Origin of the sequence: Skermanella stibiiresistens SB22 (genome assembly GCF_000576635.1) — a bacterium.
GTDB lineage: Bacteria > Pseudomonadota > Alphaproteobacteria > Azospirillales > Azospirillaceae > Skermanella > Skermanella stibiiresistens.
Map to the genome: position 1 here is coordinate 63705 of NZ_AVFL01000004.1, position 12520 is coordinate 76224.

The window sequence follows — 12520 nt, forward strand, 5'->3', positions numbered from 1 at the left end:
GCGAGATCGGATCGCCAACTTGTCAACATACTTGGATTGACCAGCTGGCGAGTTTAAATTTTAGCGTTTAACAATTGACCTGTGATCAGTCTATTCGGTTCAGGAACATAGTCATTCGAACAGTTCCTCAACCGTCCAGCGGGTCACTTCCCGACGGACCCGCTCAACTCGACCAGCCAGGGGATCAAGTCATCCACCGCGTGGTGGATGTGGTCGCCATGGCCGACGCCGCCGTGGTCCGGCCGCGCGTAATCGGCCTCGGTGCGGACCCATACCGTCGTCATCCCAAGCGCCGCGGCGGGGACGAGGTTGCGGGCGATGTCCTCGACCATGCAGGCGCGGCTGGGATCGACGCCGTGCTTTTGGATCATGTCGGCATAGGGCCGGGGATCCGGCTTCGGCACATAGCCGGCGGCCACGATGTCGTAGATCGCGTCGAAGCGTCCCGCGATGCCGAGCCGGGCCAGCACGTTGTCGGCGTGGCGGCAGGAGCCGTTGGTGTAGACGATCTTGCGGCCGGGCAGCCGTTCCAGCGCCTTGTCCAACTCGGGGCTGGGGGAAACCGGCGTGACGTCGATGTTGTGGACATAGTCCATGAACTCGATCGGATCGATGTCATGCTCGGTCATCAAGCCGCGCAGGGTCGTGCCGTAATCGCGGAAGTATTGCTTCTGGCGCCGCCGGGCTTCGTCCCAGGGCAGATCGAAGCGCTCGCCGATGAATTCGGTCATACGCTGATCGATTTGCGCGAAAAGGTTGCTGGACGCTGGATAAAGCGTATTGTCCAGATCGAAGATCCAAACATCGATGCCGGAAAGCGGCGTGGGGGAGCGGGTGTCGGTCGCGGTCATGCCCCTGACAATGGGCTGGCGGCGGCGGTTCGGCAAGCCGCGTCACGCCTTTGCGCCGCCGCAATCGCGCATTATGTGTGGGATCCGGTCAGCCGTTTGACGATGGCGGTCCGAGACTTGTTCAAGGCGGGTTTTTTAGGCGGGCATGGACGGAATGAAGACTGCTGCCGCGGTGCGGAACGCGTTGCTGGGTGTGGCGATTCTCGCGGGAGCGGGAATCAGCGCCGGCTATCCCCAGGGTTCACCGGCCAGCGCGCAGGCGGCGCCGGCCCATCAGGATGTCACCGCCGTCGGCGAAACCTTCGTCGCGGCCCGTCAGGCCTTGCTCGCCAAGGATGGCGGCGGCGTGATCGAGTTGCTGTCCAGGGACAGCCTCGACCGCGTCGAGCGGACCCGCAAGGCGGCGCTGGACGGCGAGATGACCGGCCTCGGCCCGTCGGAGAAGTTCGGGGCGCTGGGCTTGCGGCAATACCTGAAGCCGGCGGAGCTGCGGCGCATGACGCCGGCACAGATCGTCGAGTTCGGCCTTCAAAAGAACTGGCTCGGTCCCAACGTCATCACTCAGGCCGGCATGGAGAGGATCTCCGTTCGCGGCGACCGCGCCAGCGGCACGCTGGTGGTCAACCAGCGCCCGGTGATGGTCCCCGCCGATTTCGTGCGCGAGGACGGAGTCTGGCGGGTCGACCTGACCCGCGCCATGGACCTGACCGACGCCTTGGTCCGGGGCACGGCCATGGCGACCAAGCGGAGCGAGGACGCCGTCATCAAGGACATCCTCGACCGCGCCATCAGGAACCAAGCGCCGACCCGGTAAGGGGGGCGCTTTGGCCCTCAGAAGCCCGCGACGGCGTGGGGAACGTAAGGTTCCTCCAGCCGGGCGATCTCGTCGGCCGACAGCTTGACCGAGAGCGCGCCGAGGGCGTCCTCCAAGTGGTGGGGTTTCGAGGCGCCGACGATCGGCGCCGTGACCGCCGGCTTGTGCAGCAGCCACGCCAAGGCCACCTGCGCGCGCGGGATGCCGCGCGCCTCCGCGATCTCGCCGACGCGATCGATCACCTTGCGGTCGGCGTCCTCGGTGGTCTGATAGAGCTTCTTGCCGAACTCGTCGGTCTCGGCGCGCTTGGTGACCTCCTCGTTCCGCCAGTCGCGGGTCAGCCGCCCGCGCGCCATGGGGCTCCAGGGGATGACACCGATGCCTTCCGCTTGGCACAGGGGCAACATCTCGCGCTCCTCCTCCCGGTACAGCAGGTTGTAGTGGTTCTGCATCGTGGCGAAGCGCTTCAAATGATGGCTGTCGGCCAGATGGAGCGATTTGGAGAACTGCCAGGCGAACATGGACGAGGCGCCGATGTAGAGCGCCTTGCCGGCCTTGACCACGTCGGACAGGGCCTCCAGCGTTTCCTCGATCGGAGTGGCGCTGTCCCAGCGGTGGATTTGGTACAGATCGACGTGGTCGGTGCCCAGCCGCCTCAGGCTGGCGTCGATCTCGGTCATGATGGCCTTCCGCGACAGGCCCCGGCCGTTCGGGTCCTTCCGCATGGGGCCATGGACCTTGGTCGCGATGACCACCTCGTCGCGCTTGGCGAAATCGCGGAGCGCGCGGCCGACGATCTCCTCGCTCGACCCGCCGGAATAGACGTTGGCGGTGTCGAAGAAGTTGATGCCCCCCTCCAGCGCCCGCTTGATGAACGGACGGCTCTGTTCCTCGCCCAGCGTCCACGGGTGGTTGCCCCGGTCGGGCTCGCCATAGGTCATGCAGCCAAGGCACAGGCGCGATACCTTGAGCCCGGTCTTGCCAAGATTGACGTATTCCATCATGCGTCCTTCCAGAAGCTCGGTTGGGTCCGTGTTCCTGTGGTCAACAACCCAGGACCCCGCCATGGCACAATGTTTCGGGAGCGGAGAGCATCGATGACGTTTTTGAAGGAGGGACCCACGGCATGAACCCGGACCAGCACCAAGAGGATCGGCACGAACTCGACAATGGGCGTCTCCGCGCCGTCATCAAGGCCGAGGGGGCCGAGTTGTGCTCGCTCCGCGGGACGGATGGCGACGAGTTGCTGTGGCAGGCCGGTCCCGTCTGGCCGCGGCACGCGCCGGTGCTGTTTCCCATCGTCGGGCGGTTGAAGGATGACGCCTTGGTCCATGGCGGCGCCAGCCACCGCATGACCCAGCATGGCTTCGCCCGCGACCGCCGTTTCTCCTGGATCGACCAAGGGCCGGCATCCTGCCGGCTGGTGCTGGAGGATGACGGGGAGACCCGGCGGATCTATCCCTTCGCCTTCCGGCTGGAGATCGCCTTCGCGCTGGAGGGTGACTCGCTGGTCGTGTGGCATGCGGTGTCTAATCCGGGAACCGATGACCTGCCGGCCTCGCTCGGCGTCCATCCCGCGTTCCGCTGGCCACTCGTCGACGGCATCCCGAGGGAAGCCCATGAACTGGAGTTCGAGACGGAGGAGCCAGCCCCGGTCCGCCGCATCGACATGGGTATCGACAAGGGTTTGCTGATGCCCGAGAGCTTCCCGACTCCGGTCGAAGGCCGGCGGTTGCGGCTGGACGACGGTCTGTTCGAGGCCGACGCGCTGATCCTGGACCAGCCTCGGAGCCGGTCCGTGCGCTATTCCGCCCCGGCGGCGCCGGCGGGAACACCAACCATCACCATATCGTGGGAAGGGTTCGAGCAGCTTGGCCTGTGGTCGAAGCCGGGCGGTGACTTCCTGTGCGTCGAGCCGTGGTACGGCTATTCGTCACCGGCCGGTTTCGACGCCGAGTTCTCCGCGAAGCCCGGCATCATGCGCTTGGCGCCGGGCGCGCGGCGCGAGTTCAGCTATCGCGTGACCCTCGGCCGATCAGCTTGATATCGGGCTTCCAGGTCCGCGCCAAGGCATCCGCCGCCTCCAGCATGCCGGACTTTCTCATGACTCCCTGACGGTGGCGGAGCAGCCGGGCCGACACCGCCTGTTCCGCCAAGGGGCCACCCAGCATCTCGTCGCTTCCATCCCGGCGCAGGTGCGTGACGACCCGCTCCAGCAGCCCGCCCTCGGCGTCCGGCTCCTTGTGATCGAGGGGATGGTCGCGCTTCAGTTCCGACAGCAGGCGCTCCAGCAGCACCGCCCGGCAAGATGGGGCCTGGCCCCGCTTGATCAACCCGCCCAGCCGCGCCAGCATCGGGTTGGTCCCCTTGACGTCGAGGTCCAGGCGACCGTGCAGGAAGTCGGCCAGACGGCACAGCGAAGCCGCCAAATGGTGCTGGGGGCCCAGCAACTCCTTGACGATGTCGGCGTTGCCCAGCGCGTCGGCGGCGACCCCCTCCAGCAACCGCCCCAGGCGCGGGTCCAGCCCTTCGGTCATCAGGCCCAGCACCGCTTCCAGCTTGCCGCCGACCGAGGGGGAGCCCAGCAGGTGATCGCACACCAGGACGGTGAACACGAAGTCGTGGCTGTCGTCACCCTCACGCGCGGTGATCCGGCGGCTCAGATACTCCATGTTCTGGGGATCGAACCGGGGCAGCTTGCGCTTCTCGGCGACGATGTCTCGGGCCCGCGACATTCCCGTGTGGATCAGCTTCTCCAGGGCGCGGATGCGGTCCTTGGCGGGGATGCCAAGCTCCTTGGCCTGCGCCATGGCGATCTGGTGGGTGGCGGTGTTGACCAGGTTGCCGGTGTCCTGGAGCTTCCGCAGATAGATCCAGTTGTGAAGCATCTCGGTCGTGGTGATCTGGTGCTTGTCCAGGAACATCCGGAACAGCCGCGCCAGGATCATACGGCTTTCCAGGCCATAGACATCCGCGACCGTCTCGCACGGACCGACCCGGTCGACCTTGCCCTTGATCGTGACGGGCGCCGCCTTGACCGGTGGTTTGACCTCGTGAAGGATCTCGGCCTTGGTGGAGTAGCCGGTCGGCATGGTCCGGACCCGGATGATCCTGACCTCATCGCAGTCGCCGCCGGCCAGCAGCAGGCGCGCCTCGTCGACCGCCTCCTGTTCGCCGTTTCCCGCATCCGTTTCTTTGACGACGCTGTCTATCGTCCAGCGACCCTCTTTGGAAACCATGATCTCGTAGTGGAAGACGCGGCCTTTGATCACTTCCGGCCTCTTCGAGCCATGGCCCTGGTCGAGCCACGCATGATGTGGTGAAACCGCCGTGGGGTCGGCGGCGCTCATACCGGAATACACGGAAATCTTAAACATTGTATTGCATCGTTTACTAACCACAATCTGCGCACGCAGGAGCGTCGATGACCCCGCACGAGCTGTTGGCCATTTTCGACAAGCACGACCGCTGGCTCGGCCAACGCTCGGGTGGCGTCAGGGCCTCGCTGGCGATGGCCGACCTCCGCGGAATGCACCTCGCCAAGACCGACCTGCGCAGGATCAAGCTATCCGGAGCCAATCTGGTCAGCTGCGACATCCGGGAAAGCGACCTGTCCGACGCCGACCTGTTCGCCGCCGATCTCAAATGCGCCGACCTGACGGGGGCCAACCTCGCGCGCGCCGATCTGCGGGGCGCCCATCTCCGGGGTGCCAGACTGCGGCGCGCGAACCTCCGGGGCGCCGATTTCCGGGGTGGCGCGCTGCTCGACCACAAAGGCGGTGTCGGCATGCGCCAGTCCGACATGCGCGGCGCCGATTTCGACGACGCCCTGCTGGCGCGGGCCAACCTGTCCGGTGCCGACATGTCGGACGCGAGGCTGAATGGCGCCGATTGCCAGGGCGCCCTGATGTCGGGCGTCAACCTGACCAACGCGCAGTTGCGCGATGCCAATCTGGGATCCGCCGACCTCAAGGGCGCCAATCTGAGCGGCGCCAACCTGTCGGGCGCCTCCCTCAAGGACGCCAACTTGGCGGGTGCCAACCTGATGGGCGCCAGCCTGAGGAACGCCGACCTGATGGGGGCGAACCTGGACGGCGTCGACATGACCGGTGTCGATTGCGCCGGCGCCAACATGCGGAGAAACGCCGATCAGTTTTCCCGCTCCATCCAGCAGGGGCTGGAGAACCACTACGCCTGGGTCAAGACCGGTGGAGCCAAGGGGGAACGCGCCCAACTGGTCGGCCAGGACCTTTCCCACATCGACCTGTCCCAGGTGAACCTCAGCGGCGCCAATCTCCGGGGTGTCGATCTCACCGGCGCCACCCTCCGCGAGATGCTCGCCGTGATGGCGGATCTCTCGGACGCGAAGCTCGCCGGCGTGGACCTGACCGGCGCCACGCTGGATGGCTCCAACCTACGGGGAAGCGATCTGACCGGCGCCAAGCTGGATGGCGCCAAGCTGGGCTCGGTCGACCTCAAGACAGGGACGGGCAAGACGACTGGCCGCCGCTGGCCCGCCAACCTGAGTGGATGCAAACTGGTGGGGGCCAGCCTGGTGGGGGTCAACCTGCGGGACGCCAACCTCGCCGGCGCCGACCTCACCGGCGCCGACATGACCAACGCGGTCCTGATCGACGCCAATATCAACGGAGCGAATTTCGAAGGCACCAAGCTGGACGGCGCCATCCTGCCGGCCCCGCGTGACGATGACGACGATTAGGCGGCCGACACGAAAGCCGCCGCCCGCTGTTGATGGCTCCGACACGCACCCCGTTCGTGACCGGAGAGGAATTCAGACATGACCGACGAAGCCGAGGCCGCCGCCAAGGATCAGCAGCGGATCAAGACCGACCAGGACATCCCGTCGGGCGGAGGCAACGCCGGCAAGGTGGACACGACGACCTCGGGCGGCTCGGGTGGCAAGGGCGCGTCGCGGGCACCGGCGACCGACGCCGATCCCAACCTGAAGCCGGCCAAGCCGGGCGATAGCTGAACTTCGGATACCGAAAGGGGAGGGGCGGCGCCCGCGCGCCGCCCCTGTCGCCCGATCAGACGAACAGAACCAGCGAACGCGGCGCCAGTTCGATCTCGGCATCTCCGCCGGGCGTCTCGAAGCCGTCACCGTCGGGAGCGTTGGTGTCGATCTCGGCTTTCCAGACGCGGCCCTCGCGCTCGGGCAGCTTGAACGGGACGGGACCATCGAAGGCGTTGAAGGCGATGATCACGTCGTTCCACTCGCCATCGCCCTCACCGTTGCCCAGATCCTCGCGGGTCAGCCGCAAGGCGATCGATCGGACACCGGCGTCGGCCCATTGCTCCGGCGTCTGCTCTCCACCGCCGGGGTTCAGCCAACTCACCACCATGCCGTCGCGGAAGCTCTCGCGGCGGAGCAGGGTCTGCGATTGGCGGATCGTGATCAACTTCTGGACGAAGGCCATCAGCGAGCGGCCCTCGTCGCCGATGCCGTCCCAATCGACCCAGGAAATCTCGCTGTCCTGACAGTAGCCGTTGTTGTTGCCGCCCTGGGTGCGGCCGAACTCGTCGCCCGCCAGGATCATCGGCGTGCCGTGGGACAGCAGCAGGGTGGCCAGGAAATTGCGCTTCTGACGCTCCCGGACGGCCTTGATGCCCTCGTCGTCGGTCGGACCCTCGACGCCATGGTTGAAGCTCCGGTTGTCCGAATGGCCGTCCTTGTTGTCCTCGCCGTTCGCCTCGTTGTGCTTCTCGTTGTACGAGACGGTGTCGTTGAGGGTGAAGCCGTCATGGGCGGTGATGAAGTTGACGCCCGCCCAAGGACGCCGGCCGCGGATGTCGTAGGTGTCTCCCGACCCGGTGACGCGGGCCGCGAGGTCCTGCATGACGCCTTCGGTGCCCTTCCAGTAGTCGCGGACGGTGTCGCGGTACTTGTCGTTCCATTCCGCCCAGCCGGGAGGGAAGCCGCCGACCTGATAGCCGCCCGGTCCGATGTCCCACGGCTCCCCGACCAGCTTGACCTTGGACAGCACGGGATCCTGGCCGACCGCGTCGAAGAAGCCGCCGCGCTGGTCGAAGCCGTGCGGCTCGCGGCCCAGGATGGTGCCCAGGTCGAACCGGAAGCCGTCGACATGCATGTCGGTCGCCCAGTAGCGCAAGCTGTCCAGCACCATCTGGAGGACGCGCGGGTGCGAGGTGTTGACGGTGTTGCCGGTGCCCGTGTCGTTGATGTAGTAGCGGGCTTGGTCGGGCATCGTCCGGTAGTAGCTGAAGTTGTCGATGCCCTTGAACGACAGCGTCGGCCCCAGCTCGTTGCCCTCGGCGGTGTGGTTGTAGACCACGTCCAGGATCACCTCGACACCGGCGTCGTGGAACGCCCGCACCATGTCGCGGAACCCGTTGAGGCCCTTCGGTCCGAGATAGCGCTGCTCGGGCGCGAAGAACGCCATGGTGTTGTAGCCCCAGAAATTGGTGAGGCCCTTGGACATCAGGTGTTCGTCATCGGGAAACGCGTGGATCGGCAGCAGCTCCACCGACGTGATGCCCAGGTTCTTGATGTAGTCGACGATCGCCTTGTCGCCCATTCCGTCGAAGGTGCCGCGCAGCTCCTCGGGGACCGCGCCGTGCAGCTTGGTGAAGCCGCGCACGTGGGTCTCGTAGAACAACGTCCTGCTCCACGGCACGCGGGGCTTCTCGTCGCCCTTCCAGTCATAGGCGTTGGGATCGACCACGACGCATTTCGGCATGCCCTTGGCGCTGTCGGCGTCGTTGAACGACAGGTCCTTGTCCTCGGCGTCCAGGATATAGCCGAAATGGGCTGGCGACCACTCGACCTCGCCGTGAAGCTGGCGGGCGTAGGGGTCCAGCAGCAGCTTGTTCGGGTTGAAGCGGTGGCCGTTCTCGGGGTCGTAGGGGCCGTGGACACGGTAGCCGTAGAGGGTCCCCGGACCGACGCCGGGCAGGAAACCGTGCCAGACCTCGTTTGTGAATTCCGGCAGCGTGACGCGCTCGATCTCGTCGCCGCTCTTCTCGTCGAAGAGGCACAGTTCGACGCGTTCGGCATGGGCCGAGAAGATGGCGAAGTTGGTGCCTTCTCCAGTCCAGGTGGCGCCCAGCACCGTGTAGTCGCCCGCCTCGACGGCGCGGCCGGCATTCATCTTGTCCGACATCGATGTTCCTGTAGGTTCAACGGGTGCAAATCCCGCCACCATGAACCGAGGACAGCCTATATCGTTGCGGAGTCGGATCTTTATTTTTAACCAAGATGGCGGACCGTGCGCTTACTGGATTTGTCACGGTGCCGCCTAGAAAAAGCCATTGTGTGGCTTCGATGGAACGGGAACTGGTTTCAGGGTGGTGCCTTGGTTTCACTCGACCGCCGACGCGATCATCTTCGGAATACCTCGCTGAAATAAAGTTTTCCCCGGTGATGCTCAAGCCAACTTCCGGTCAGCGAAGCTCGATCGGACGGATGCCCAGATCGACGCGGAACAAGGTGTACGGCTTTCGGCGCAGGTCCTGGCCGCCCTGGTACTTCGCCTGTCGGTGGAGCTGGTTGGCGGTGACGTAGAGATGGCCGTCGGCCGCGACAGACATGGTATCCGGCCACAGCAGCCTGGGATCGTGGACGACGGTCTCCCACTGCCCCGTCCCGGCGTTCAGGCGCAGGATGGCGTTGTGCTCGTAATTGGTGGCGTAGATGTTGCCGTCCGCGTCCGTCTCCAGGCCATCGGAGCCGCCGCCCTTGTCACCCTCGTCAACCACCGTCGCGGCGACCGCCTGGTCGTTCAGCGACCGGTCGATCAGCGCGTCTATCGAGACGCTGTGGAGATGCCGGCTGGCGAGCGGGCAATAGTACAGGCGCCCGCCGTCGGCGCCGATCGCGATGCCATCGGCACCCATCTTGACCGGTTTGGCGGAGCCATCGGGATCGCGCTCCATCAGGGGCCTGCCTTCGACGATCGGCAGGAACTCCGGCGGTTGCAGCGCCTTGGTCGAGGGATGCTCGTGCAACCTGCGCCAGCTTTCACCCGATGCCAGGTCGACCACGATGATGCCGTTCGGGCCCTGGTCGGACGAGTCGGTGATGAAGGCCATGCCGCCACCGCCACGCCGCAGGTCGAAACGGACATCGTTCAGATAGGTGGTCGGCAACGCCACGTCCTGGGGAAACAGGATCTTCTTGACGACCTTGTCGGTCTCCAGATCGACGCACAGCAGCTTCGGTCCGCCAAATTCGGTCGGCTGGAACATGGGACTACCGGTGTCGAGTATCCAAAGCCGGTCGCTGGGGTCCACGACGATGCTCTGCACCGAGACCAGCGCCGCGGCCGGATCGTTCGGATCGGTCCTGTTGGTGGCCTCGTCGGGATATGCCACGCACGCGCTGTCGCGGATCTCGGCGACGGTGAATTGGACATCGTCACCCCATTTCGGAAAATTGACGAAGATCCTGCCCGTCCGGGAGACGCTCACGCCCGTCGGCATGGCGCCGCTGAAGTGAACGACAGGCTCCAGCCCGCCAAGGGACTGGTCGGTGGCGAGTTCCGATGTTCGGTCGGTCATGGCTTGATTCCTTCTCCGGTGGTGGAGCCCGGCTTTCCAGGTGGTCAATCGGCCGGAGCGTCGAGAAGTTCCAGAGGAACTCCCACGGGACCGGGCCGGTTGAAGCCGCTGGATTTCGGATGAACCGACGGAAAATCAAAGGAACGGATCCGCCATGGCCGATCAAACCACCAGACCGCTCGCCGTCGTGACCGGCGCCTCCACCGGAATCGGCCTCGAACTCGCCAAGGTATGCGCCACGAACGGCTTCGACCTGATCATCGCCGCCGACGAGCCGGAGATCGAGCGGGCGGCGTCGGTGGTGCGGCCGCTCGGAGCCGCGGTCGAAGTGGTCCAGGCCGATCTCGCGACGATGGAGGGCGTCGACAAGCTTTACGCCGCGATCAAGGGAAGGCCGGTCGCGGCCTTGCTCGCCAATGCGGGCCGCGGGCTGGGCAAGGGCTTCCTCGACCAGGACTTCGCCGAGGTGCGCCGCGTGATCGACACCAACGTCACCGGCACGCTCCATCTGCTCCAGAAGGTCGGACGCGACATGCGGGCGCGGGGCGAGGGACGCATCCTGATCACCGGGTCGATCGCCGGTTTCGCGCCAGGCACATATCAGGCCGTCTACAACGGAACCAAGGCGATGCTCGACAGCTTCTCCTTCGCGCTCCGCCACGAGGTCAAGGACTCCGGCGTCACCGTCACCTGCCTGATGCCCGGCGCCACCGAGACCGACTTCTTCGCGCGGGCCGATATGCTGGACACCAAGATCGGGCAGGCCAAGAAGGACGATCCCGCCGATGTCGCCAAGACCGGCTTCGACGCCATGATGAAGGGCGAGGGCGACGTCGTCAGCGGCTGGATGAACAAGCTGCAGACGGCCATCGCCTCGATCACCCCCTCGGGCGTCCTGGCCCGCGCGCACAAAAGCATGGCCGAGCCGGGCGGCGGCGAGAAATAGCGTTAAAGCGATGGGGGAGCGGGCTCAGTCCCCCATCGCGCCGTACACCAGGTTCCTGAACAGGGGCCTCGTCCGCGCCCGCGTCGACGGGGATTGCGTCAGCAGGATGGCCACCAGCCTCTCTTCGGGATCGATCACGAAGGTGGTTCCCGTGACCCCGAACCACATAGCGTCGCCCGTGCTGCCCGGAAGATAGGACGCCTCCCCCTTCCGGGTCCGGACGGCGAACCCCAGCCCGAACCCATAGCCGGGACCGGAATAGCCGGTGGGGCCGCCGGCGAGGCCGGCGAGATGGTCCGACAGCATCAATTCGACCGATTTCCGTGACAGCAGGCGGGTTCCGTCGAATTCACCGCCGTCCAGGATCATCTGGGCGAACCGGAAGTAATCGCGCGCGGTCGACACCATGCCGCCGCCGCCGCTGAGGTATCCCCCCGGATGCTCGGACTCCACCCTCAACCAGCCGGTCAACCAACCGCCGAGGGGATCGCCAGCGGGGATGCTGGCCAACCGCGCGTGGTCGCCTGGCTTGACGACGAAGCCGCTGTCCTTCATGCCCAGGGGGCGAAAGATCATCTCTTCCAGGATGGCGTCCAACCGCTTGCCGGTGACGCGTTCCAGGATGATGCCCAGCACGTCGGTGGAGACGCCGTATTCGAACGTGGTTCCGGGTTGATGGGCCAGCGGGATGGCGGCCAAGCGGCTGATCATCTCGTCAGCCGGAAGATCGGCCGTCATCTGTTCGATGCCTTGGTCGACATAGGCCTTGCGGATCGGGTCGGTCGCCGGGCCGGTGAAGCTGTAGGTCAAGCCCGACGTATGCCGCATCAAATCCTGGATCAGCATCGGACGCGCCGGCGGTGCCGTGCCCAAGGTCGGAGCGCCCGAGGCGTCCGTCCCGCGAACCTCGACCGTGAGGGACGCGAACTCCGGGATGTGCTTGGTCACCGGCTCATCGATCGAGAGCATGCCCCGCTCTACCAGCATCATCGCGGCGGTGGTGACGATGGGTTTCGTCATCGAGGCGAGCCTGAAGATCGCGTTCTCCGGCATCGCCGGGGTTCCGGCGCCGCCCAGCGTGCCGAAGGCCTTGGCATGGACCACTTCGCCATCGCGGGCGATCAGGATCACCGCGCCTGGGATCAACCCCTTCGAGACCGCGTCGGCCATGGCGCCATCCAATCGCTTCAGACGGCCCGCCGGAAAGCCATGGGACACATCCTCCGACACCGTCACCCGGGAAGGCGAATGATCCGCGCTGTTGGGCTGGTTTTCGGCAAGGGGCTGGCCGATCGTGACGGGGGTGAGCAGAATGGCGGAAACCAACAACTTTCTCAGCATCCTCGCTCTCCATACGACTGAATTTATGAG

11 protein-coding genes are annotated in these 12520 nt (G+C 65.7%); 5 read left to right on the forward strand and 6 right to left on the reverse strand.

Features of this window, described 5'->3' with window-relative positions:
* Positions 1-143: 143 nt before the first annotated feature.
* The gene (locus tag N825_RS07005) at positions 144-851 is read right to left on the reverse strand and encodes a pyrimidine 5'-nucleotidase (RefSeq protein WP_037448957.1); all 708 of its coding nucleotides are present in this window, start codon (positions 849-851) and stop codon (positions 144-146) included.
* A gap of 154 nt (positions 852-1005) precedes the next feature.
* Here N825_RS07005 and N825_RS07010 point away from each other — a divergent pair, with 154 nt between their 5' ends.
* On the forward strand, positions 1006-1665 hold the full coding sequence (locus N825_RS07010; protein WP_157619027.1) for a hypothetical protein: 660 nt from the start codon (positions 1006-1008) through the stop codon (positions 1663-1665).
* A gap of 17 nt (positions 1666-1682) precedes the next feature.
* Here N825_RS07010 and N825_RS07015 read toward each other — a convergent pair whose 3' ends face one another.
* Positions 1683-2669 carry an aldo/keto reductase gene (locus tag N825_RS07015; RefSeq protein ID WP_425423716.1) on the reverse strand — a complete coding sequence of 329 codons (987 nt, stop codon included), beginning with the start codon at positions 2667-2669 and terminating at the stop codon, positions 1683-1685.
* A 122-nt stretch (positions 2670-2791) separates the two neighbouring features.
* Here N825_RS07015 and N825_RS07020 point away from each other — a divergent pair, with 122 nt between their 5' ends.
* Positions 2792-3709 (forward strand): aldose 1-epimerase family protein, encoded by a 918-nt coding sequence (locus N825_RS07020; protein ID WP_037448959.1) that lies wholly within the window; start codon positions 2792-2794, stop codon positions 3707-3709.
* On the opposite strand, the gene N825_RS07025 is transcribed toward N825_RS07020, so the two are convergent.
* Positions 3675-4937, reverse strand: a complete 1263-nt coding sequence (locus tag N825_RS07025; RefSeq protein WP_157619028.1) for a hypothetical protein — start codon at positions 4935-4937, stop codon at positions 3675-3677. The genes N825_RS07020 and N825_RS07025 overlap by 35 nt on opposite strands.
* Positions 4938-5089: 152 nt before the next feature.
* Here N825_RS07025 and N825_RS07030 point away from each other — a divergent pair, with 152 nt between their 5' ends.
* Together N825_RS07030 and N825_RS07035 are read left to right on the forward strand one after the other, a co-directional pair.
* Positions 5090-6385: a pentapeptide repeat-containing protein gene (locus tag N825_RS07030; RefSeq protein WP_037448961.1), complete on the forward strand. Its 1296-nt coding sequence runs from the start codon at positions 5090-5092 to the stop codon at positions 6383-6385.
* Positions 6386-6463: 78 nt separating this feature from the next.
* The gene (locus N825_RS07035) at positions 6464-6658 is read left to right on the forward strand and encodes a hypothetical protein (RefSeq protein ID WP_037448964.1); all 195 of its coding nucleotides are present in this window, start codon (positions 6464-6466) and stop codon (positions 6656-6658) included.
* Positions 6659-6713: 55 nt separating this feature from the next.
* On the opposite strand, the gene glgX is transcribed toward N825_RS07035, so the two are convergent.
* Positions 6714-8807, reverse strand: a complete 2094-nt coding sequence (gene glgX, locus N825_RS07040) for a glycogen debranching protein GlgX (protein WP_245613034.1) — start codon at positions 8805-8807, stop codon at positions 6714-6716.
* 280 nt (positions 8808-9087) lie between these two features.
* Positions 9088-10203, reverse strand: coding sequence for an L-dopachrome tautomerase-related protein (locus tag N825_RS07045; RefSeq protein ID WP_037448967.1), 1116 nt, complete (start codon positions 10201-10203; stop codon positions 9088-9090).
* Between the two features lie 154 nt (positions 10204-10357).
* Between N825_RS07045 and N825_RS07050 the strand changes: the two genes are divergently transcribed.
* A complete protein-coding gene (locus N825_RS07050) occupies positions 10358-11149 on the forward strand; it encodes an SDR family NAD(P)-dependent oxidoreductase (protein WP_037448971.1) in 792 nt (263 codons plus the stop codon).
* A 24-nt stretch (positions 11150-11173) separates the two neighbouring features.
* Here N825_RS07050 and N825_RS07055 read toward each other — a convergent pair whose 3' ends face one another.
* A complete protein-coding gene (locus N825_RS07055; protein ID WP_037448974.1) occupies positions 11174-12490 on the reverse strand; it encodes a serine hydrolase domain-containing protein in 1317 nt (438 codons plus the stop codon).
* Positions 12491-12520 lie beyond the last annotated feature (30 nt).

What these genes read in the sequence shown, in the direction of transcription:
- N825_RS07005 (WP_037448957.1), bottom strand. Translation starts at nt 851, where the DNA reads ATGACCGCGACCGACACCCGCTCCCCCACGCCGCTTTCCGGCATCGAT.
- N825_RS07010 (WP_157619027.1), top strand. Translation starts at nt 1,006, where the DNA reads ATGAAGACTGCTGCCGCGGTGCGGAACGCGTTGCTGGGTGTGGCGATT.
- N825_RS07015 (WP_425423716.1), bottom strand. Translation starts at nt 2,669, where the DNA reads ATGATGGAATACGTCAATCTTGGCAAGACCGGGCTCAAGGTATCGCGC.
- N825_RS07020 (WP_037448959.1), top strand. Translation starts at nt 2,792, where the DNA reads ATGAACCCGGACCAGCACCAAGAGGATCGGCACGAACTCGACAATGGG.
- N825_RS07030 (WP_037448961.1), top strand. Translation starts at nt 5,090, where the DNA reads ATGACCCCGCACGAGCTGTTGGCCATTTTCGACAAGCACGACCGCTGG.
- N825_RS07035 (WP_037448964.1), top strand. Translation starts at nt 6,464, where the DNA reads ATGACCGACGAAGCCGAGGCCGCCGCCAAGGATCAGCAGCGGATCAAG.
- glgX (WP_245613034.1), bottom strand. Translation starts at nt 8,807, where the DNA reads ATGTCGGACAAGATGAATGCCGGCCGCGCCGTCGAGGCGGGCGACTAC.
- N825_RS07045 (WP_037448967.1), bottom strand. Translation starts at nt 10,203, where the DNA reads ATGACCGACCGAACATCGGAACTCGCCACCGACCAGTCCCTTGGCGGG.
- N825_RS07050 (WP_037448971.1), top strand. Translation starts at nt 10,358, where the DNA reads ATGGCCGATCAAACCACCAGACCGCTCGCCGTCGTGACCGGCGCCTCC.
- N825_RS07055 (WP_037448974.1), bottom strand. Translation starts at nt 12,490, where the DNA reads ATGCTGAGAAAGTTGTTGGTTTCCGCCATTCTGCTCACCCCCGTCACG.